The organism is Pseudomonas sp. 2725, assembly GCF_050434585.1.
In the GTDB taxonomy this organism is placed as follows: Bacteria; Pseudomonadota; Gammaproteobacteria; order Pseudomonadales; family Pseudomonadaceae; genus Aquipseudomonas; species Aquipseudomonas jessenii.
In genome coordinates this window covers 119383-139748 of the sequence record NZ_JBNDIV010000011.1, presented here as the reverse complement: position 1 = coordinate 139748, position 20366 = coordinate 119383, and the positions used below count along the sequence as shown (strand labels likewise).

Here is a 20366-nt window from a genome sequence, read left to right as displayed (position 1 = left end):
AAAGCGGTGGGCCCGATATCCAGCGATGCACAAACGTCTGGAACCGGGCAGTTATCATCAAGCACCATGCTGGCAGCATGCAGCTTGAACTCGCGTGTATAGACCTTTCTTTCGTTCATGGAACCTCCAAGTTGGCGAAATCATATCGCCCTTAAGAGGTGTCCGGAATTATTAGGCCAGTTCAAGCTCGCTCCCACAGGGTTTTGGTTCAGCCGGCAAGATGTTGCTCTGCCCAACTGCGCACCCCGGCATACGGATAATCTTCCAGCGCCGCAAACCCGGGAATCGACCGCGCCTTGAGCTTGGTGAACAACGGCACGCTGATCCCGCACAGAAACCGTGTTACGCGTTCAGCCGAGGGCACGTTGCCCGTGTGCTGCTCATGCCTGTGGATAAAACCGCCACACAGCGCCTCGAAATTCTTATCCACAAGCGCCGGCAACTCCGGTGGTGCCGGTAGCCGCGCCACTTGCCCATGACACACCGAACAATGTCCGCATTGCTGCGGGGCATTGTGGTCGCCGAAATACTCGGCCAGGCGATAACCCAGGCAACGGTCGGTGGCGAACAAGTCCAGCATCGCGTGAATCCGTGCGACCTCGGTGCGCTCATGCCGAGTGAAATAGCCGTGCAGTTCCTCGCTCAACGCGACGTTGTCGAACCCGCTTTGCAGCACGCTGTAGACCTCGGTCATCTGCTTGCTTTCGAGCTCCACCCAGCCTTTTTCCTGGAAGTAATCCAGCGCCTTGACTACCCGACTGCGCTCGGCCTGATGCTGCTCGTACAGCGCCTCGAAATTCACCGTGGCCCAGGTCCGGGCGCGGCTGGAGGTCTGGATGATCGCAGCGACAAAATCCCTGCGCTCGCCTTCGAAACGCGCCAATAGCACCTCGGGCTCCTGCACATACTTGAAACGGTACTCGGCGTAGTACGCGTAGCGCGGGGCGATCAACCCGCGCAATTCGAGTTGCACCAGTAAGGTCTTGAGCGGCAACTGGCGAATATTGCTCTGGTCTGCCAACGGCCCCAGCAGAAACTCCCACTGCCCTTCGCTTGCGGCGGCATGCATCTCGTCAAGCACGCAACGGATGCCATCCAGTTCGGGCGTGTCGCCGTAGACGAAGTTCTCCAGCACGTTGAGGCTGTCGCGGTTGGCCAACACCAGGCAGTCCGACGGCTGCCCGTCACGCCCGGCGCGACCGATTTCCTGGCTGTAGTTTTCGATGGATTTGGGCAGGTCGAAATGCACCACGTTGCGGATGTCGCTTTTGTCGATGCCCATGCCGAAAGCGATGGTGGCGACGATGCAATTGGACTGCCCGCCCATGAAGCGACGCTGGATCGCTTCCCGTTGCTCATGGGGCAACCCGGCGTGATAAGCCTCGGCCTGAATGCCGTTGCGGTTCAGGTGTTCGGCGATGTGCTCGGCGGTTTTCTGCAAAGTGACATAGACGATGCTCGGCTGGTCCGGACGCTGGCTCATCCATTCGACCAGGCGTCGGCGCTTGTCCGCTCCGCGAACCGGTTCCACCAGCAAATTGAGGTTCGGGCGATAGAAACCGGTGGTCACCACATCGTCGGCGGCGATGGCGAATTTCGCCTGCATGTCAGCGATGACCTTGGGCGTCGCCGTTGCGGTCAACAGCAACACCTGCGGGATGTTGAACTGGCGTTGATAGTCGGGAAGCTTGAGGTAGTCCGGGCGAAAGTTATGCCCCCATTCGGAAATGCAGTGCGCCTCGTCCACCACCAGCAGCGAGATCGGTACTTGCTGTAAAAAATGCCGGAAGCGCTCGTTCTTCAGGCGCTCCACGGAGATCATCAAAATCTTCAGTTCGCCGGATTTTGCCCGGGCCATGACGTCGCTGGCGTCATCGCGGCTCTGGGCCGAATCGATACTGCCCGCCGAGATGCCGTGGCGTTGCAGGAACGCCAGTTGATCCTGCATCAACGCCAGCAAGGGTGAGACCACCAGTGTCAGGTGCGGCAGCAACAACGCCGGTAATTGGTAGCAAAGGGATTTGCCGGAACCGGTGGGGAAAATCGCTGCCGCCGAGCGCCCGGCCAGCACGGCACTGACGGCCGCCTCCTGACCGGGTCGAAATTGTGGATAACCGAAAACCTGTTCCAGGGTGTTGTGCATAAGCTGTCACTCCGTTGACTGCTGCGGAGTCAAAAGCCTAGCCGGCGATCGCAGCGAGTCGAGAAAAGGTCGGGGGCAAAAACGATACCGGATGATACAGCGGATGGCTGGAAGGGCTTGAGATCGCTTTCGCGAGCCTGCTCGCGAAGAGGCCAGCACACCCACCGCAAAACTCGAAACACCCGACAGCGTCCAAAGCCCTCTCTGCCGATACTTGCTAAACAGCGACTGATAAGCCCGTAGGCATTTTTACCGGCAGCGGCTACGGCGCACAAACCTCCGAAAATGTGTAAGCCTTTTCCTCGGAACACGATAAATACCCTACAACGCCTGTCCATTTCAGCCATCTTGTCCTGCAACGCCAGGTCCTCCTATAGTTTCCGGCGCGGCTGAAAACAGTGTCTCGGCCTGCCGGGAACACTTGCCGATTTCGCACAGGACCCACTCGATGAAAAAAGCCGACACGCCGACAGCCCGCTATCACCCGCTCAAGAGCCGCTACAGCGAAACCCCAGTGCTGGTCATCGATACCGAGGCCGACCCCTACGAGATCCTCGACGCCGCCCGACAACGCATACGCGCCGCCAGCGACCTGCTCGAAACCCTTTATTGCACGTGCTTCAAACAGGCCGAAGCGAGCGACATCCCCAAAATCGTCGGCGCCCTGTACCTGCTGACCCAGGACGGCAACGACCTGCTCGACATCGCCCGGCAGCGCTTGCCGAAATTCACCAACTGAAGCACCACCACAACCTCCAGTGGGAGCGAGCTTGCTCGCGATGAACGATAACGCGGTCCTTCTGAGGACAAGCACATTCTGGAAATCTCGCTGTGGATAACTCCGTCAGCAACGACCTATGAAAGCTTCGGCAAGGTCCTACAAAACAAGACAACTTGTCGGCTATCGATACCCAGTGACTCACTCCTATAGTCCGGAGTGTCGCTGCCAAATCAGCGACTCGGGCTTGGTCACCCGATGGAACACATAAACGCGTCCGTTGTATGCTGCCGGCACTCAAGTGTCTGCACGTTTTATGGTGGCTGTGTTTGGGACGCCTTCGAGCGTGCCGGTTTTGTGTGTTCTCCCGGTTGACCAACCCGAACACAGTCCGCCTCCCATCGCTTGGTCACGATGGCGGTGGTTTCATCTAAAACATTTGAGAATACATAAAATGAACAAATGGAACCCGTTCACCAACGAACGCTATCTACCACTCCACACCAATCTCACCGATTCCCAGCCCCTGATCATCGACACAGAAGCCAACCCCCAAGACATCCTCGACGCCGCCCTCCAGCGCATCCGGGCCTCCAGCGAATTGCTGCAAACCCTGCACTGCCAATGCTTCAAACACGGCGACCTCAAAGACATCCCGCACATCACCCACGCGCTCTACCTGCTGACCCAGGACGGCTGCGACCTGCTCAAAGTCGCCCAACAACGCATGCTGAACTGGAAAGCCCCCGCTTAACGCGCTCGTTCAGGCAGGTTCCCGTTCCCGAGTAAGACGGCCTGCCTGATCAATGATGTATTCCTGCCGTCCCACATAGGAGCCGAATATTGCAAACTATTATTGATTGCGTAGCATATGAGCCATTGTTCCCCCATGGACTCACTCTCATGACAGCCGAAACTATCGATCACAGCACCCTCACACGATTGGTTGAGAAAGGCTCGGTAAACAGCGCGCATATCGTCGCGAATCCGGGAGGGTGGTCGATTCAAATTCCGTACGGGAACAAACAATGCTCCCTGACAGCGCAACGTAGTCGACAGTTACGACTGTTCAAACGACTTGAAACGTTGGTGTCTTATCTGCAAGACGTAGGCATCACCTCCTTCGACGTGGACGCATCGAACTATGATCCACTCCAAATCAAAACCTACACGCGTCCCGATCGTTCCGAGGCGATGAAACAGGCACACGATGCCGCCGCATACGAGGAGTGGTTCAAGGAGCAGGTCCAAATTGGGCTTGATGATTCAAGGCCGACGGTGAGCGACGAAGAGGCCCGCCGAATATTCGCCGCCAAACGTGATGCCATACGTCAGCGGGCGCGTTGATGAAGGTAATCTGGCGTCAGACGGCGCTTGATGACCGAAGCAAAATCATGGATCACATCATTCTGGACAACCCTGAAGCGGCGATTGCCCTCGACGAAATTTTCGAGTTGAAAGCTGAGAACGCTCGTCAGCGTCCGACTCTTTACAGAAAAGGCAAAGTCCCGGGAACACGGGAGATTGTTGCAACCGCCAACTACGTCATGATCTATTTGATCACAGAAAAGGCAGTTGAAATGGTAAGGGTGATTCATGCCAGACAAAGATGGCCCTGACATTCATTTTGGTAATACCCATGGGCAAATCGACCTTCAAACAAAAACAAGCTCATTACGAAAAGGTCCGCCGTTCAAACTACTTGGCCAGCCTGCGCCTCTCCGGATTTGATACATCTCCGATGGACATCGACAAGCCGCTTGCCTCACGAGAAGAAGCGCTCGCGAAGTACCGACAGAGCAAACCGGTTGGACCTAATCCCGCACCTGCCCCAACGGACGCACCTGCAATGAACCTCGCCCCCAACTTCCCCGACGACGACACCATGCGCCTGCTCATGCAGCTGCTACACGAAGAACTCGGTCTGCCCGAACGCAAAACCATCAGCCTCGGCACCTCGATCAATTTCGACCTGGGCTGCAACGGTGCAGACGCCCGGCATTTGATCGAAACCCTGGAGGATTACTTCGCCATCGACTTCGTGGATTTCGACAGTTATCGCTATTTCCAGCCCGACGGCTTTGACGTGAATCTAAAGCGAAAAGCCAAGGGTCGCGGCGAGAAGGTGCCATTGACCATCGGCATGCTCTATCGGGCCATCAAGGCCCAACGCTGGGACACGGATGAGCTCGAGGGCCTGTAACGGCCCGATGCATTCTGACTTGCCCGCGAAATACTGAATTTCGCGCACAAAAAAACCGCCCCGAGGGGCGGCTTTTTCGTTAGCTCAATCCAGCGCTTACAGCTTTGGACCAGCAGCCTTGATCGCGTCGCTCACTTCGAACTTCTTGAAGTTCTCGATGAACAGGCCGGCCAGTGCTTTGGCGGCTTCGTCGTAGGATGACTTGTCGGCCCAGGTGTTGCGTGGGTTCAGCAGGCCAGTCTCAACGCCCGGTACGGCCACTGGCACGTCGAGGTTGATGGTGTCCAGGTGCTCGGTCTCGGTACCGATCAGCGCGCCGCTCTGGATCGCTGCGATCACTGCACGGGTGGTCGGGATGTTGAAGCGTTTGCCGACGCCGTAGCCACCGCCGGTCCAGCCGGTGTTGACCAGGTAGACCTTGGAGCCGAAGCCGCGGATGCGTTTGATCAGCAACTCAGCGTATTCGCCGGCTGGACGCGGGAAGAACGGCGCGCCGAAGCAGGTGGAGAAGGTCGACTTGATGCCGCTGCCCGAACCCATTTCGGTCGAACCGACCAGGGCGGTGTAACCGGACAGGAAGTGGTAAGCCGCTTGTTCTTCGTTGAGGATCGACACTGGCGGCAGTACGCCGGTCAGGTCGCAGGTCAGGAAGATCACAGCGTTCGGCTCGCCACCGAGGTTCTTCTCGGAACGCTTGGCAACGTGCTCCAGCGGGTAGGCGGCGCGGCTGTTCTGGGTCAGGCTGACATCGGCATAGTCGGCGTGCTTGGCGTCGTCGATAACGACGTTTTCCAATACCGCGCCGTGCTTGATGGCTTTCCAGATAACCGGCTCGTTCTTCTCGGACAGGTCGATGCACTTGGCATAGCAACCGCCTTCGATGTTGAACACAACGCCTTCGCCCCAGCCGTGCTCGTCGTCACCGATCAGGTAACGGCTTTCGTCGGCCGACAGGGTGGTTTTACCAGTGCCGGACAGACCGAAGAACAGGGTCACGTCGCCTTCTTCGCCGATGTTGGCGGCGCAGTGCATTGGCAGTACGTCGGCAGCCGGCAGCAGGAAGTTCTGCACCGAGAACATGGCTTTCTTCATTTCACCGGCGTAACGCATGCCGGCGATCAGCACTTTCTTCTGTGCGAAGTTGATGATCACGCAGCCGTCGGAGTTGGTGCCGTCACGCTCTGGCACGCACTCGAAGTTGGCAACGTTGAGGACCTGCCACTCGTCACGACCCGCCGGGTTGTACTGAGCCGGGTTGATGAACAGGCAACGGCCGAACAGGTTCTGCCAGGCAGTCTGGGTGGTCATCTTCACGGCCAGGTAGTGCTCGGAAGCCGCACCTACATGCACGTGGGAAACGAAATGCTCTTGCGCGTTGTTGAATGCCTCAACGCGAGCCCACAGGGCGTCGAACTTGTCGGCCGGGAACTTGCGGTTGATCGGGCCCCAGGCAATGGCAGCCTGGGTGCTTGGCTCTTCAACGATGAAACGGTCGACTGGCGAACGGCCGGTACGGTGACCGGTACGAACAACCAGTGCGCCGGTATCGGCAAGCTCGCCTTCACCACGATTGAGGGCTTCTTTAACCAGATCATCAACACTCAGATCGGTGTACACGGCATTGTTGGCTTGCGTCATGAGGTTCCCCGTCGGCCAGTGGCCGAGTGCTCCAAACGTTTTTGTAGTAGAAAGTCGTGCACTACTACCGCGAAAAAAGTGGGCCGGATTATGCCAGAAAAGCCCAAAAAGAGTAGGCCCCTCCTGTCGTAACGGCGTTAATCCGGCGCAAGGCAGTGAATTTACCTGCGCTGAACCGTTTTAGTGACGGGTATCTGACGGCGTCTCGATACCCGCCCCGGCGAACAATTGAGTGACATCGGCCGCGTCAAACAGGTAGCGCTGGTTGCAGAACTGGCAATCGATTTCGATGTTGCCACCGTGTTCCTCCACCAATTGCTGCGCGTCTTCCATACCCAGACTGACCAGCGCATTGGCCGAACGTTCGCGCGAGCAACTGCAACGGAAGCGCAGCTTCTGCACATCGAACAGACGCACCTGCTCGTCGTGGTACAGGCGATGCAGCACGGTTTCGTTGTCCAGGCTCAACAGCTCATCGGCGGTCAGCGTACCGCCCAGGGTGGTGATGTGCTGCCAGCTGGCGGCGCGTTCGTCTTCGTCTTTCAAACGATCGGCCGGCAGTTGTTGCAGCAACAGGCCACGGGCACGACGACCATCGGCGTACAGCCAGAAACGCGTGCCGACTTGCTGGGACATGACGAAATAGTTGGTGAAGCATTCGGACAGGGTGGCGCCGTCGAGGTCGACGATGCCCTGGTAGCGCTGGCCCTGTTTCGGGTCGATGGTCAATGCCAGGACGCCTTCAGGCATCAGGTCGGCCAGGGTGGCATCGGCAGCGATGCGATCCGCGTCGTAACGGGCCAGGCCACGGATGTCGCGCTCGCTGGAGCACTCGATCATCAGCAGCGGGATCGGGCCTTCGGAGCGGGCTTGCAGAATCAGCAAGCCATCGAACTTCATCGTGCCGACCAGCAACGATGCGGCCGCCATCAGCTCGCCGAGCAGTTGCGCGACCGGCTGCGGGTAGGCGTGTTTGGCCAGGACTTCGGCGTAGCTGAGCTCCAACGAAACCAGCTCGCCACGGGTGTCGCTGTCATCGAAGATGAAGCGTTGTGTGAAGTCGTTATCCGCGTGATCGGTCATAGGTCTGGGTATCTGAAGTAGTGAAAATGGTTACAGGAAACAAGAAATTTACCTTGCGCGACCACTCGGGTGCGCAACGTTCAGCCATGAAAGGCATTTTATGAACAATCCGGGCCTGATCCAAGCAGGTGGAACAAGCGCTGATGGGTTCCGGGTCGTTTCCCGCCCTGCACTGCTGGCAATGTGGTTATGGCCTACAGATCAGAGACTGTGTGTGATTTTCGACGAGCGGCGATATCGTCCATGCGATGCACTGCTGGCGAAGCACAGATATGGATGCGCACCGGGTCAATTGCAAGTCTTGGCCTGAAGGCGCGGTGAAACCTGGCGAGTGTCGCGCACTCGACCGCAGGCAATCCACGCTCCCACAGAAATGACACAAACCCTTGTGGGAACGGGCTTGTCCGCGATAGCGGCCTGGCAGTCGCCCGAGAAATATCTGTATTAGTCGTCGTTACTGCTGCCACGAAACTTGAACAAATCCCGCCGCTGTTTCTTGCTCGGCTTACCGTCGGTGCTCACGCCCAGGGCTCCGGCCTTTCTTTGCGCCGCGGCCTCTTCGCGCTTGGCGATGCTGGCCAGGGTTTCGGCATACAAGGTTTGCGCCTCCGGTGCGCCGCGACGAACGATCGACAGTGCCAGGACTACCACCGTGCGCTCCTCGAAACCGGTGCGAATCACGAACTCATCGCCGATTCGTGGCTCTTTACCCGGCTTGCAGCGTTCACCCCGGCAATGCACCTTGCCGCTTTCAATCGCTGCCTTGGCCAGGGCGCGGGTTTTGTAGAATCGTGCAGCCCACAACCATTTATCGAGGCGGACTTTGTCGTCCTCTTCGTTTTTTTGTGCCATGGAATTTCCTCATTCTGAAATATTGGTGAACTGTACTACCGTTTCTGACGTACCAAGAATTTCACCGTCTCGGATTACAATGCTGACATTCCATAACCTCCTTGCGAGGCTGGAAATCCGGGCCGTAGATATCTGTCGCCTTTTAATCATTATTCTGCGTGAATACCGCGAATCCGGCCGCGTGCGGCCCGAGCGGTTTCTACCGGTTGAGCACTATTGAAGACATTTGACCATTTGACCGTTGTCGGTCTGCGCGAGTGGGTGGCGCTCCCGGATTTGGGAGTCGCCGGCCTTCGGGCAAAAATCGACACCGGTGCCAGCACCTCAAGCCTCCACGCCACCGAAATCGAGCCGTTCGAGCGCGATGGTGAGCAGTGGGTGCGTTTTACCGCCCACCTGGGTTCCGTCGTACAACTGCGCCACCGACGCTGCGAAGCACCGCTGGTGACGATGAAAACCATTAAAAGCTCAAACGGTCACGCGCAGGTGCGATACGTGATCAGCACTACCCTGGCCCTTGGTGATCGGGTCTGGCGGGTCGAGTTCACGCTCGCCTGCCGCAAGTCCATGCGTTATCGCCTGCTGCTCGGCTCCAAAGCCCTGATTCACGGCCAGTTGGTGGTCAATCCGGGCATCAAGTACGTACAAGACAAGCCGGTGTTCCCGGTATCTACCTCCTCCACAGGTGTTGCATGAAGATCGCTGTGCTGTCGCGGAATCCGCGTCTGTATTCCACCCGTCGTCTGGTCGAAGCCGGTACCGAGCGTGGCCATGAAATGGTGGTGGTCGACACTTTGCGCGCCTACATGAACATTGCCAGCCACAAGCCACAGATCCACTACCGCGGCAAACCGCTGGAGGGTTTCGATGCGGTGATTCCACGTATCGGTGCATCCGTGACCTTTTATGGCTGTGCAGTGCTGCGCCAGTTCGAAATGATGGGGGTGTTTCCGCTCAACGAATCGGTGGCCATTGCCCGTTCCCGGGACAAGCTGCGTTCGCTGCAATTGTTGTCCCGTCGCGGGATCGGCTTGCCGGTGACCGGGTTTGCCCACTCCCCCGATGACATTCCCGACCTGATCGAAATGGTCAACGGTGCGCCGTTGGTGATCAAGGTGCTGGAAGGCACCCAAGGCATCGGCGTGGTGCTGTGCGAAACCGCCACGGCCGCGGAATCGGTGATCGAGGCGTTCATGGGCCTCAAGCAGAACATCATGGTTCAGGAGTACATCAAGGAAGCCGGTGGTGCGGACATTCGCTGCTTCGTCGTCGGCGACAAGGTGATTGCAGCGATGAAGCGCCAGGCCAAACCCGGCGAATTTCGCTCCAACCTGCATCGCGGTGGCAGCGCGAGCCTGATCAAGATCACCCCGGAAGAGCGCATGACGGCGTTGCGTGCGGCGAAGGTCATGGGGCTGGCGGTGGCAGGCGTCGATATCCTGCGCTCCAATCACGGGCCGTTGGTGATGGAAGTTAACTCGTCGCCGGGCCTGGAGGGAATTGAGACCACCACCGGGAAGAATGTGGCGGGGATCATCATTGAGCATCTGGAGAAGAATGGCGGGCCGAATATGACTCGGACCAAAGGGAAGGGTTAAACCTCAAGCCTTGTGGCGGCAGGGATGCCGCCATCGCGAGCAAGCTCGCTCCCACAGGGTTTTAGCCAAAATCACTGTGGAAGCGGGCTTGCCCGCGAAGGGGCCGTCAGCTCCACTGAAAAATCAGGCCTTAAACGGCATCCCGCGGCAGCAGCAACCCCAACGGCAACCGCACCCGCGCTTCCAGCCCACCGCCCGAGCGGTTACGCAGCTCAACGTTACCGCCATGCATCGAGGCAATCCGCTTCACGATCGCCAATCCCAACCCGGTGCCCTTGCCACCCCGGGCACGGTCACCGCGGGTGAACGGGTTGAAAATCGCCTCCAGCTCCGAAGGATCGATTCCGGCACCACGGTCCATGACACTCAGCACTACATACGGTGCGCTGGTGTCCCCGGACACATACGCCGCCACCTCCACACCGCTGCCGGCATGATGCAGCGCGTTGCCGATCAGGTTGTTCAACAGTCGCTTCATCGATACCCGACGCAGCGGAAACGGCTGGATAGGCTCCAGGCGCAGCCGCACTTTTTCTTCGCTCTGGTTATACGGCGCGGCAACTTCACGGACCAGGTCGCTCAGGTCGACCTCTTCCACCGACTCGTCGCGCCCGTCACGAATGAACGCCAGGAACTGATCGAGAATCGCATCCATGTCTTCGATGTCACGCACCATGTCGTCGGTCAGGTCCGTGTGATCGCCCATCAACTCCAGGGACAGACGCAATCGCGTCAACGGCGTGCGTAAATCATGGGAAACCCCGGCCAGCATCAGTTCACGCTCGCGACCGGCCTGTTCGACGTCTTCAGCCATCTGGTTGAAGGCGCGGTACACCTCGGTCATCTCGCTCGGCGTATCGCTGATTGGCAGGCGCACACTGCGGCCCTGGCCAAGTTGCCGCGCGGCATACACCAGACGCTTCAAAGGTTGGTTGAGCTGGCTGACGAAGATCCAGGCCGAAGCGGTGGACAGCAGGCCAATAGCGAGGAACCAGCCCAGCACGTTCCAGATTTTCTGGCCGCGCAACGGATGAGGATAAAGCGGTACTTTCAGCCAGCCATCACCCAGGCTTGGCGCCCGGACCCACAGCGCCGGTGGCGAATGCATGCGCAGCCGGACCTCAGTGTCGGCACCCAGCTCCGCCTGCATCTGCCGCTGGTAGATCTCGCTGTAAGGCCAGTGCTGTTCGCCTTCCGGCACGCCGGCACCCACCACCCGGATCAAGGTCGCGGCCTCGGCGATCTTGCCGCGGTTTTCTTCATCGGCAGCCCAATAGGCGCGCAGCGTCAGGGCGACACCGTGGCTGTACTGGCGGTCCACCAGCACGTCTTCGTTCATCAGCAGATAAACCAGGGTCAGCGCCTTGGAGAAGAGTACGACGATGAGCACCAGCCAAAGGGTGCGGGAGAAGAAGCTCTGGGGAAACCAAACGGGGGTTTTCATGGATAACCGTTAAACACTTGCAGGAGCGAGCGATGCTCGCATATTGCGGATCGCGAGTCTGCGGACAGGATCGATTGATCCGATGTCCGCGTGACCCGCTCCTACAAATCGCCAATCACTTGGTGGCGGTACCATCCGGTACAAACACGTAACCCACGCCCCAGACAGTCTGGATGTAACGCGGTTTGGACGGATCGGGCTCGATCATCCGGCGCAGACGGGAAATCTGCACATCGATGGAACGCTCCAGGGCATCCCACTCGCGGCCACGGGCCAGGTTCATCAATTTGTCGCGGGTCAGCGGTTGACGCGCGTTCATCACCAGGGCCTTGAGTACAGCGAACTCACCGGTGGTGAGCATGTGCACTTCTTCGCCGCGCTTGAGCTCGCGGGTAGCCAGGGACAATTCATAGTCACCGAAGGTCACGCTTTCGTCTTCGCTGCCTGGCGCGCCCGGCACCGGAGCCGACTGGCGACGCAGGACCGCTTTGACGCGTGCCATCAGCTCATCGGGGTTGAACGGCTTGGCCAGGTAATCGTCGGCACCCAGCTCCAGGCCCTTGATGCGGCTCAGCTCGTCGCCCTTGGCGGTCAGCATGATGATCGGAATCTGGTTGTTCGCGCCGCGCAGACGGCGGCAGGCGGTCAAGCCGTCTTCACCGGGCAGCATCAGGTCGAGTACGACCAGGTTGAACACTTCGCGCGCCAGCAGGCGATCCATTTGCTCAGTGTTCGGTACGGCGCGGGCGCGGTAGCCCTTGCTGACGAAAAAACGCTCCAGCAGGCTGCTGAGCCCAGGATCGTCGTCAACAATAAGAATTTTTTCGCCTTCAGCAGTTTGTGCAGTGCTGCTCATTGGATGCTCCTTTGATCTCGGCGCGCATTATGGCGTAGCTGCCGTTATACGCACCGTGTGCATTGTTAGCAGATTTTTCCTTTAGTGCCAGAAAACCGGCCATTTCACCTGCAACCCGCGATGTCCCCGAATGCCGGAACGCTGGTTATAATGCGCGGCCTTTTGTGTCAGGCAACATCAGACAGGTACTACAGACGGACACCATTTTTTTCATGGAGCCGGCAGTAATTGTTCGATTTCACGGGTCAACGGGATACCTTTTGATCCAGGTAGCGGCGCAGGCCAGGCCGCTCAACCAGACTCGCCCAGGCCCTATCTCTGCGCCTGCGAGCCTGCTTTCACAATTTGTCAGGTGGTTTTATGGACAGCATCAACAGCCGCATCGCCGAGGAACTCGGTGTACGCCCACAACAGGTCGAAGCGGCCGTCGCGCTACTCGATGAAGGCTCTACCGTTCCCTTCATCGCCCGTTACCGGAAAGAAGTGACCGGCAGCCTCGACGATACGCAATTGCGTCATCTGGAAGAGCGCCTGCGCTACCTGCGAGAACTCGACGAACGGCGTATCAGCATCCTCTCCAGCATCCAGGAGCAGGGCAAGCTGACCCCGCAACTTGAACGCGACATCAAGCTCGCCGACACCAAGACCCGTCTCGAAGACTTGTACCTGCCGTACAAGCAGAAGCGCCGCACCAAGGGCCAGATCGCCCTGGAAGCAGGCCTGGGCGAGCTGGCCGACGGCCTGTTCAACGACCCGTCCCTGAGCCCGGAAACCGAAGCCGCACGCTTCATCGACGCGGAAAAAGGCGTGGCCGATGTGAAGGCTGCCCTCGAAGGCGCCAAGTACATCCTGATGGAACGCTTCGCCGAAGACGCCGGCCTGCTGGACAAGCTGCGCAGCTACCTCAAGCAGGAAGCCACCCTCAGTGCCCGCGTGATTGCCGGCAAGGAAGAGGAAGGCGCCAAGTTCCGCGATTACTTCGAGCACGACGAACCGCTCAAAAGCATGCCGTCGCACCGCGCGCTGGCGATTTTCCGTGGCCGTAACGAAGGCATCCTCAGCTCCGCGCTGAAAGTCGGCGACGAACTGCCGGGCAGCATGCACCCGTGCGAAGGCATGATCGGCCAGCAATTCGGCATCCAGAACCAGAACCGCGCCGCCGACAAATGGCTGGGTGAAGTGGTGCGCTGGACCTGGAAGGTCAAGCTCTACACCCACCTGGAGACTGACCTGTTGGGTGAGCTGCGCGATGGTGCGGAAACCGAAGCGATCAACGTATTCGCCCACAACCTGCACGACCTGCTGCTGTCGGCCCCGGCCGGCCCGCGCGCCACTTTGGGTCTCGACCCGGGCCTGCGCACCGGTTGCAAGGTCGCCGTGGTCGACTCCACCGGCAAGCTGCTGGATCACGCCACGGTTTACCCGCACGTGCCGCACAACAAGTGGGACCAGACCCTCGCCGTGCTCGCCGCCCTGTGCGCCAAGCACTCGGTGGACCTGATCGCCATCGGCAACGGTACCGCCAGCCGCGAAACCGACAAGCTGGCCGCTGAACTGATCAAAAAATACCCGGCCATGAAAATGACCAAGGTCATGGTTTCCGAGGCCGGTGCATCGGTTTACTCCGCCTCGGAACTGGCTTCCAAGGAATTTCCGGACCTGGATGTGTCGATCCGTGGCGCCGTGTCGATTGCCCGTCGCCTGCAAGACCCGTTGGCCGAGCTGGTGAAGATCGATCCGAAATCCATCGGTGTCGGCCAGTACCAGCACGACGTGTCGCAGCTGAAACTGGCCCGTGGCCTGGATGCGGTGGTCGAGGACTGCGTGAACGCCGTCGGCGTCGACGTGAACACGGCTTCCGTGGCACTGCTGGCGCGGATCTCCGGCCTCAACGCGACCCTGGCGCAGAACATCGTCAGCCACCGCGATGAGCACGGCGCATTCAAGACTCGCGCAGCCTTGAAGAAAGTCGCGCGCCTGGGTGAAAAAACCTTCGAACAGGCCGCAGGATTCCTGCGCGTCATGAACGGCGAAAACCCGTTGGACTCGTCGGCGGTTCACCCGGAAGCCTATCCGCTGGTTCAGCGCATCGCCGCCGAAACCGACCGTGACATCCGCTCGCTCATTGGCGATGCCACGTTCCTCAAGCGTCTCGATCCGAAGAAGTACACCGATGAAACCTTCGGTTTGCCGACCGTGACCGACATCCTCCAGGAACTGGAAAAACCCGGTCGCGACCCGCGCCCCGAGTTCAAGACCGCCGAGTTCCAGGAAGGCGTCGAAGACCTCAAGGACCTGCAACTGGGCATGATCCTAGAAGGCGTCGTCACCAACGTGACCAACTTCGGTGCCTTCGTCGATATCGGCGTGCATCAGGACGGTTTGGTGCACATCTCTGCGCTTTCGGAGAAGTTCATCAAGGATCCACGAGAAGCGGTGAAGGCCGGTGACGTGGTGAAAGTGAAGGTCATGGAAGTCGACATCCCGCGCAAACGCGTGGGCCTGTCGATGCGCATGAGCGACACTCCGGGCGAGAAAATCGACGGTGCCCGCGGCGCACGTCCGGGTTCGGCGCCACGCCAATCCCAGAACACCGCACCGCGCAAGGAAACCACGGCAGCGGCCCCGAGCAACAACGCCATGGCTTCACTGTTCGCCAATGCCAAGCAGTTGAAGAAACGTTGATGGACATTCCCGCCGGGCTGACCGAAAGCGCGTTTTTCAAGCTGCTGGGCTGCCGCTTGCACAGCCTGGAAACCGGGGTGGCGCAAGTCGCCCTGGCGCTGGAACCGGAACTGCGCAATCGCGGCGGCAAGCTGCACGGCGGGGCCTTGTTCAGCCTGGTGGACATTGCCATGGGGCTGGCCTGTTCCAGCACCCACGGCTTTGACCAGCAGAGCGCGACCATCGAGTGCAAGATCAACTACATTCGCGCCGTCTCTGACGGCGAGGTGATGTGCACGGCACGGGTGATTCATCCGGGCCGCCGCACGTTGGTGGTTGAAGCCGATGTGATGCAGGGCGACAAACTGGTCGCAAAAGCACAAGGCACGTTCGCTGTCCTGTAGCTAGTCGTCATCAATTTGAGTTAATTTCAGCGCAATACATCCTGTAGGAGCGAGCTTGCTCGCGATGGACGTTAACGATGACGCGTGTTCTCTGAATGAACGCGCCGCCCTCAGGCTCTTCGCGAGCAAGCTCGCTCCTACAAAACCAGGCGAAAACGCCAGTTTTAACTTCACCCTTGTAGACCGTCTTGCCCACCCCCATATTGGGGCGACTGACGCGTGAAGGAATCCAACTTGAGCGAACTTCTCAACCGCCGCCTGGCCCTGCTCGGCGAGCGCGCTAACCTCTCTCTGCTCGAACAGTGCCTTCACGGCATCGAACGTGAATGCCTGCGCGTGACCGATGAAGGTCGCCTGGCGCAAACGCCGCACCCGGAAGAATTGGGTTCCGCGCTGACCAATGAACAGATCACCACCGACTATTCCGAGTCGCTGTTGGAGTTCATCACCCCGGCCCTGCCCGATCCTGCCGATACGCTGGCGAGCCTGGACAGCATTCACCGCTTTGCCTACAGCAAGCTCGGCAACGAGTATCTGTGGAGCCCATCGATGCCGTGCCCGTTGCCGGCCGAGGAAGATATCCCGATCGCCTATTACGGCACGTCCAATATCGGGCAGCTCAAGTACGTCTACCGCAAGGGTCTGGCCCTGCGTTACGGCAAGACCATGCAATGCATTGCCGGCATCCACTACAACTTTTCCCTGCCGGAAAAACTCTGGCCGTTGCTCAAGCAGGCCGAAGGCTTTGTCGGCACCGACCGCGACTTCCAGTCGTCGTCCTATATCGCGCTGATCCGCAACTTCCGCCGCTACAGCTGGCTGCTGATGTACCTGTTCGGCGCCTCGCCGGCACTGGACGCAGGCTTCTTGCGCGGTCGTTCGCACCAGTTGGAACAACTGGACCCGCAGACCTTGTACCTGCCGTACGCCACCAGCCTGCGCATGAGCGACCTGGGTTACCAGAGCAACGCCCAGGCCGGCCTGACGCCGTGCTACAACGATCTGAACAGTTACACCGACAGCCTGCGCAAAGCGGTGGCCACGCCGTATGCGCCATACGTCGAAGTCGGCACCCACCAGGATGGCGAGTGGGTGCAGCTCAACACCAACATCCTGCAGATCGAAAACGAGTACTACTCCAACATCCGCCCCAAACGCGTGACCTACACCGGCGAGCGCCCTATCCAGGCACTGATGGCCCGTGGCATCCAGTACGTCGAAGTACGCTGCCTGGACATCAACCCGTTCCTGCCGATGGGCATCGACCTGACCGAGTCACGCTTCCTCGATGCGTTCCTGCTGTACTGCGCGCTCAATGACAGCCCACTGCTGACCAATACCAGTTGTGGCAACGCGACTTCGAACTTCCTCAGCGTAGTCAAGGAAGGTCGTCGTCCAGGCCTGCATCTGCAACGGGATGGCCAGCCGGTCGACCTGAAGGAATGGGCCGGCGAGCTGCTGGAAAAAATCGCCCCTCTGGCGGCTATGCTCGACCAGAGCCATGGCGGCGACGCCCACAGCAAGGCGCTGGACGCCCAGATGGCCAAGGTCCAAGACCCGTCCCTGACACCGTCGGCCCAGGTATTGGCGGCGATGGCCGAACACAAGGAAAGCTTTGCCCAGTTCTCCCTGCGCCAGAGCCAGGCCCATGCCGAGTTCTTCCGCAGCGAGCCGTTGCCGGCTGAGGAACAGGCGCAGTTTGAAGAGCGGGCGCGTTCGTCGCTGGCTCAGCAGGCTGAGCTGGAGCAGAACGAAGTCGGTGATTTCGATGTGTTTGTCGGAGCCTACCAGGCGAGCATTCTGGCGATCAGCAACTGAAGGTCCTGCGGACCTTATCGTCGGAACGCCGCCCGGAGCAAGCTCGCTCCCACAGGGTTCAATGGTCCACTGTGGGAGCGAGCTTGCTCGCGATGACCGCGAAGCGGTCGCTCCTCAAGTTGTCCTCTCATAAGCTAATTCGAAAAAGTTATTTATTTTCGAATTCTTAGATCATTTAGTCTCTTTCTCACGCCGACACTCGGTCGCCTGACAAGGAGCTTTCTGATGAAACTGACTTTCCCTCTACGCTTGCTGGCGGCCGCGTCCTTGGCTACCGCGAGTTTTTTTGCCCAGGCGGCCGACTTCACCGTCGCCTACCAGACCACCGTTGACCCGGCGAAAGTCGCCCAGGCTGACGGTGCCTACGAAAAGGCCACCAAGGCCGATATCAGCTGGCGCAAATTCGACAACGGTGCCGATATCATCGCCGCCATCGCCTCTGGTGACGTGCAGATCGGCTACCTCGGTTCCAGCCCCCTGACCGCCGCCATCACTCGCAAAGTCCCGGTAGAAACCTTCCTCATCGCCACCCAGATCGGCGCCGCCGAAGCCTTGGTCGCCCGCGACGGTTCCGGGATCAAGACCCCGCAAGACCTGATCGGCAAGAAAATCGCCGTGCCGTTTGTATCCACCGGCCACTACAGCCTGCTCGCCGCGCTGAAGCACTGGAACATCGACCCGTCGAAAGTCACCGTTCTCAACCTGGCTCCACCCGCGATCATTGCCGCCTGGAAACGCGGTGACATCGACGCCACGTACGTTTGGGATCCGGCCCTCGGTGTCGCCAAGGAAAACGGCAAAGTGCTGATCACCTCCGGCGAGCTGGCCAAGTTCGGCGCACCGACTTTCGATGCCTGGATCGTGCGCAAGGATTTCGCCGAGAAGCACCCGGAGATCATCACCGCGTTCGCCAAAGTGACCCTGGACGCCTACGCCGATTACCGCAAAGACCCGCAAGCCTGGCTCGCCAATCAGGGCAACGTCGACAAGCTGGTAAAACTGTCTGGTGCCAAGGCCAGTGACATTCCATTGCTGCTGCAAGGCAACGTCTACCCGCTGGCGGCTGACCAGGTGCTCACCCTCGGCGCGCCGACCACCAAAGCCATCACCGACACCGCTGCGTTCCTCAAGGAACAAGGCAAGGTCGAGGCCGTGCTGCCGGACTACGCGCCGTACGTCAGCGCCAAGTTCATCACCAACTGATCGGGAGTCAACGCGATGGCCTTGCTACAGCTGGAGCGCATCAGCGCACAGTACCCCGGCAACCCGGAACCGGTGTTGGCGGATGTCTCCCTGAGCCTGGGGCCCCGGCAATTGCTGGTCGCCCTCGGCCCGTCCGGCAGTGGCAAGACTTCGCTGTTGAACCTGATTGCCGGTTTCGTCGAACCCAGCGCCGGGCGCATCACCCTCGACGGCGTGCCCGTCAAAGGCCCGAGTGCCGAGCGCGGCGTGGTGTTCCAGGACGACGCGCTGCTGCCATGGCAAGACGTGCTGGCCAACGTCGGGTTCGGCCTGGAGCTGGCCGGTATCGCCCGGGAAAAACGCGAAGCTCGCGCCAGGGAAATGCTCGCCCTGGTCGATCTGTCCGGTTTTGAACAGCGCCGCATCTGGCAGCTTTCGGGCGGCCAGAAGCAGCGTGTCGGCCTGGCTCGCGCCCTCGCCGCCGACCCGCGCGTGTTGCTGATGGACGAACCTTTCGGCGCCCTCGACGCCTTTACCCGCGAGCAGATGCAGGAACTGTTGCTGCAAGTCTGGCAACGCACCGCCAAGCCGGTGTTCCTGATCACCCACGACATCGAAGAAGCCGTGTTCCTCGCCACCGACCTGATTTTGTTGGCGCCCAACCCGGGGCAAATCGTCGAACGCCTGAGCCTCGATTTCGGTCAGCGTTATGCCGCCGGTGAGTCGGCCCGCTCGATCAAGTCCGACCCGCGTTTTATCGAAACCCGCGAACACGTACTCGCCAAAGTGTTCTCCCAACGCAGCGCCGCCCAGCGGCAGGAGCGCGCATGAGCAGTTACGAAATTCCCGTCGCGGCGATAACGCCAGGCTCAGCCGTCATTCCGGCAAGTCGCCGTTTGAGCACTCGCTGGATCAGTGTGCTGACGCTGGTCGTTCTCGTTGCCATTTGGTGGGCCGTGACGGCGACCGGCGTGATCGAGCCGCTGTTCCTGCCACCACCTTCCGCCGTGCTGCAAAAAGGCTGGCTACTGGCGACCTCGGGTTATATGGATTCAACCCTGTGGCAGCACCTGGGCGCGAGTCTGAGCCGCATCGGCCTGGGCCTCGGCTTTGCGATTCTCACCGCCGTGCCGGTGGGAATCGCCATCGGCGCCAACCGTATCGCCCGCGGTGTGCTCGACCCGCTGATCGAGTTCTACCGGCCGATTCCTCCGTTGGCTTATCTGCCACTGATCGTGATCTGGTGCGGCATCGGTGAATTGTCGAAAGTGCTGCTGATCTACCTGGCAATCTTCGCCCCGATTGCCATTGCCACCGCCACCGGTGTGCGCACGGTCGACCCGGCCAAACTGCGTGCCGCGCAGTCGCTCGGCGCAACGCGCGTGCAGTTGATTCGCCACGTCATTTTGCCGAGTGCCTTGCCGGATATCCTGACCGGTGTGCGTATCGGTCTCGGCGTAGGTTGGTCGACGCTGGTCGCCGCCGAACTGATCGCCGCCACCAGCGGACTGGGCTTCATGGTGCAATCGGCCGCGCAGTTTTTGGTCACCGATGTGGTGGTACTGGGGATTCTGGTGATCGCAATGATCGCCTTCGCAATGGAGCTCGGCCTGCGTGCCCTGCAACGCAAACTGGTGCCGTGGCATGGCCAGGTTCACTGAATGATTACCCTGTAAGAAACCCTGTGGGAGCGAGCTTGCTCGCGATTGCAGAGTGTCAGACACCACTGTTGTGACTGACATATCGCTATCGCGAGCAAGCTC

Annotated in this window: 19 protein-coding genes and 1 pseudogene; 14 read left to right on the top strand and 6 right to left on the bottom strand. The window is 59.7% G+C overall.

Annotated elements, in window-relative coordinates; translation table 11 throughout:
• Nucleotides 1-208: 208 nt before the first annotated feature.
• Nucleotides 209-2143 (bottom strand): RecQ family ATP-dependent DNA helicase, encoded by a 1935-nt coding sequence (locus ABIE16_RS26840; RefSeq protein ID WP_429522267.1) that lies wholly within the window; start codon nucleotides 2141-2143, stop codon nucleotides 209-211.
• Nucleotides 2144-2591: 448 nt separating this feature from the next.
• Here ABIE16_RS26840 and ABIE16_RS26835 point away from each other — a divergent pair, with 448 nt between their 5' ends.
• The 6 genes and pseudogenes from ABIE16_RS26835 (at nucleotide 2592) to ABIE16_RS26810 (ending at nucleotide 5064) form a co-directional block, all read left to right on the top strand.
• On the top strand, nucleotides 2592-2882 hold the full coding sequence (locus ABIE16_RS26835) for a hypothetical protein (protein ID WP_218495335.1): 291 nt from the start codon (nucleotides 2592-2594) through the stop codon (nucleotides 2880-2882).
• Between the two features lie 433 nt (nucleotides 2883-3315).
• Nucleotides 3316-3615: a hypothetical protein gene (locus ABIE16_RS26830; protein WP_429522266.1), complete on the top strand. Its 300-nt coding sequence runs from the start codon at nucleotides 3316-3318 to the stop codon at nucleotides 3613-3615.
• Nucleotides 3616-3764: 149 nt separating this feature from the next.
• The gene (locus ABIE16_RS26825) at nucleotides 3765-4208 is read left to right on the top strand and encodes a hypothetical protein (RefSeq protein WP_218495337.1); all 444 of its coding nucleotides are present in this window, start codon (nucleotides 3765-3767) and stop codon (nucleotides 4206-4208) included.
• Nucleotides 4208-4480, top strand: coding sequence for a type II toxin-antitoxin system RelE/ParE family toxin (locus tag ABIE16_RS26820; protein ID WP_349734775.1), 273 nt, complete (start codon nucleotides 4208-4210; stop codon nucleotides 4478-4480). Before ABIE16_RS26825 ends, ABIE16_RS26820 begins: the two co-directional genes overlap by 1 nt.
• A gap of 20 nt (nucleotides 4481-4500) precedes the next feature.
• A pseudogene (locus ABIE16_RS26815) lies at nucleotides 4501-4662 on the top strand (YhfG family protein); the annotation flags it as partial.
• A 48-nt stretch (nucleotides 4663-4710) separates the two neighbouring features.
• Entirely contained in the window at nucleotides 4711-5064 is a 354-nt protein-coding gene (locus ABIE16_RS26810) for a DUF1493 family protein (protein WP_429522270.1), read from the top strand.
• Nucleotides 5065-5160: 96 nt separating this feature from the next.
• Here ABIE16_RS26810 and ABIE16_RS26805 read toward each other — a convergent pair whose 3' ends face one another.
• The 3 genes from ABIE16_RS26805 to ABIE16_RS26795 form a co-directional block, all read right to left on the bottom strand.
• Nucleotides 5161-6702, bottom strand: coding sequence for a phosphoenolpyruvate carboxykinase (locus ABIE16_RS26805; RefSeq protein ID WP_218495338.1), 1542 nt, complete (start codon nucleotides 6700-6702; stop codon nucleotides 5161-5163).
• Nucleotides 6703-6882: 180 nt separating this feature from the next.
• Complete coding sequence (hslO, locus tag ABIE16_RS26800; RefSeq protein WP_218495339.1) at nucleotides 6883-7785, bottom strand: Hsp33 family molecular chaperone HslO; 903 nt, start codon at nucleotides 7783-7785, stop codon at nucleotides 6883-6885.
• 444 nt (nucleotides 7786-8229) lie between these two features.
• Nucleotides 8230-8637, bottom strand: a complete 408-nt coding sequence (locus ABIE16_RS26795; RefSeq protein WP_090452521.1) for an RNA-binding S4 domain-containing protein — start codon at nucleotides 8635-8637, stop codon at nucleotides 8230-8232.
• Nucleotides 8638-8871: 234 nt separating this feature from the next.
• Here ABIE16_RS26795 and ABIE16_RS26790 point away from each other — a divergent pair, with 234 nt between their 5' ends.
• Together ABIE16_RS26790 and rimK are read left to right on the top strand one after the other, a co-directional pair.
• Nucleotides 8872-9333: an ATP-dependent zinc protease family protein gene (locus tag ABIE16_RS26790; protein WP_080925313.1), complete on the top strand. Its 462-nt coding sequence runs from the start codon at nucleotides 8872-8874 to the stop codon at nucleotides 9331-9333.
• Nucleotides 9330-10235, top strand: a complete 906-nt coding sequence (gene rimK, locus ABIE16_RS26785; protein WP_007972871.1) for a 30S ribosomal protein S6--L-glutamate ligase — start codon at nucleotides 9330-9332, stop codon at nucleotides 10233-10235. Before ABIE16_RS26790 ends, rimK begins: the two co-directional genes overlap by 4 nt.
• A 130-nt stretch (nucleotides 10236-10365) precedes the next feature.
• Here rimK and ABIE16_RS26780 read toward each other — a convergent pair whose 3' ends face one another.
• Both ABIE16_RS26780 and ompR read right to left on the bottom strand, forming a co-directional pair.
• Nucleotides 10366-11679, bottom strand: a complete 1314-nt coding sequence (locus ABIE16_RS26780) for an ATP-binding protein (RefSeq protein ID WP_057712466.1) — start codon at nucleotides 11677-11679, stop codon at nucleotides 10366-10368.
• A gap of 115 nt (nucleotides 11680-11794) precedes the next feature.
• Nucleotides 11795-12535 carry a two-component system response regulator OmpR gene (ompR, locus tag ABIE16_RS26775; protein ID WP_007983158.1) on the bottom strand — a complete coding sequence of 247 codons (741 nt, stop codon included), beginning with the start codon at nucleotides 12533-12535 and terminating at the stop codon, nucleotides 11795-11797.
• Between the two features lie 360 nt (nucleotides 12536-12895).
• Between ompR and ABIE16_RS26770 the strand changes: the two genes are divergently transcribed.
• From ABIE16_RS26770 to tauC, 6 genes are all read left to right on the top strand, one after another.
• Nucleotides 12896-15220 (top strand): Tex family protein, encoded by a 2325-nt coding sequence (locus tag ABIE16_RS26770; protein WP_429522265.1) that lies wholly within the window; start codon nucleotides 12896-12898, stop codon nucleotides 15218-15220.
• Nucleotides 15220-15603, top strand: a complete 384-nt coding sequence (locus ABIE16_RS26765) for a PaaI family thioesterase (protein WP_007972875.1) — start codon at nucleotides 15220-15222, stop codon at nucleotides 15601-15603. The genes ABIE16_RS26770 and ABIE16_RS26765 overlap by 1 nt, the downstream gene beginning before the upstream one ends.
• A gap of 234 nt (nucleotides 15604-15837) precedes the next feature.
• A complete protein-coding gene (gshA, locus tag ABIE16_RS26760; RefSeq protein ID WP_429522264.1) occupies nucleotides 15838-17421 on the top strand; it encodes a glutamate--cysteine ligase in 1584 nt (527 codons plus the stop codon).
• Nucleotides 17422-17646: 225 nt separating this feature from the next.
• Entirely contained in the window at nucleotides 17647-18624 is a 978-nt protein-coding gene (gene tauA, locus ABIE16_RS26755; RefSeq protein WP_429522263.1) for a taurine ABC transporter substrate-binding protein, read from the top strand.
• A 15-nt stretch (nucleotides 18625-18639) separates the two neighbouring features.
• A complete protein-coding gene (gene tauB, locus ABIE16_RS26750; protein WP_223502486.1) occupies nucleotides 18640-19434 on the top strand; it encodes a taurine ABC transporter ATP-binding subunit in 795 nt (264 codons plus the stop codon).
• On the top strand, nucleotides 19431-20264 hold the full coding sequence (gene tauC / locus ABIE16_RS26745) for a taurine ABC transporter permease TauC (RefSeq protein WP_349734783.1): 834 nt from the start codon (nucleotides 19431-19433) through the stop codon (nucleotides 20262-20264). Before tauB ends, tauC begins: the two co-directional genes overlap by 4 nt.
• Nucleotides 20265-20366 lie beyond the last annotated feature (102 nt).

Coding starts and splice junctions, on each gene's coding strand:
- ABIE16_RS26840 (WP_429522267.1), bottom strand. CDS start 2,143: ATGCACAACACCCTGGAACAGGTTTTCGGTTATCCACAATTTCGACCC.
- ABIE16_RS26835 (WP_218495335.1), top strand. CDS start 2,592: ATGAAAAAAGCCGACACGCCGACAGCCCGCTATCACCCGCTCAAGAGC.
- ABIE16_RS26830 (WP_429522266.1), top strand. CDS start 3,316: ATGAACAAATGGAACCCGTTCACCAACGAACGCTATCTACCACTCCAC.
- ABIE16_RS26825 (WP_218495337.1), top strand. CDS start 3,765: ATGACAGCCGAAACTATCGATCACAGCACCCTCACACGATTGGTTGAG.
- ABIE16_RS26820 (WP_349734775.1), top strand. CDS start 4,208: ATGAAGGTAATCTGGCGTCAGACGGCGCTTGATGACCGAAGCAAAATC.
- ABIE16_RS26810 (WP_429522270.1), top strand. CDS start 4,711: ATGAACCTCGCCCCCAACTTCCCCGACGACGACACCATGCGCCTGCTC.
- ABIE16_RS26805 (WP_218495338.1), bottom strand. CDS start 6,702: ATGACGCAAGCCAACAATGCCGTGTACACCGATCTGAGTGTTGATGAT.
- hslO (WP_218495339.1), bottom strand. CDS start 7,785: ATGACCGATCACGCGGATAACGACTTCACACAACGCTTCATCTTCGAT.
- ABIE16_RS26795 (WP_090452521.1), bottom strand. CDS start 8,637: ATGGCACAAAAAAACGAAGAGGACGACAAAGTCCGCCTCGATAAATGG.
- rimK (WP_007972871.1), top strand. CDS start 9,330: ATGAAGATCGCTGTGCTGTCGCGGAATCCGCGTCTGTATTCCACCCGT.
- ABIE16_RS26780 (WP_057712466.1), bottom strand. CDS start 11,679: ATGAAAACCCCCGTTTGGTTTCCCCAGAGCTTCTTCTCCCGCACCCTT.
- ompR (WP_007983158.1), bottom strand. CDS start 12,535: ATGAGCAGCACTGCACAAACTGCTGAAGGCGAAAAAATTCTTATTGTT.
- ABIE16_RS26770 (WP_429522265.1), top strand. CDS start 12,896: ATGGACAGCATCAACAGCCGCATCGCCGAGGAACTCGGTGTACGCCCA.
- ABIE16_RS26765 (WP_007972875.1), top strand. CDS start 15,220: ATGGACATTCCCGCCGGGCTGACCGAAAGCGCGTTTTTCAAGCTGCTG.
- tauA (WP_429522263.1), top strand. CDS start 17,647: ATGAAACTGACTTTCCCTCTACGCTTGCTGGCGGCCGCGTCCTTGGCT.
- tauB (WP_223502486.1), top strand. CDS start 18,640: ATGGCCTTGCTACAGCTGGAGCGCATCAGCGCACAGTACCCCGGCAAC.
- tauC (WP_349734783.1), top strand. CDS start 19,431: ATGAGCAGTTACGAAATTCCCGTCGCGGCGATAACGCCAGGCTCAGCC.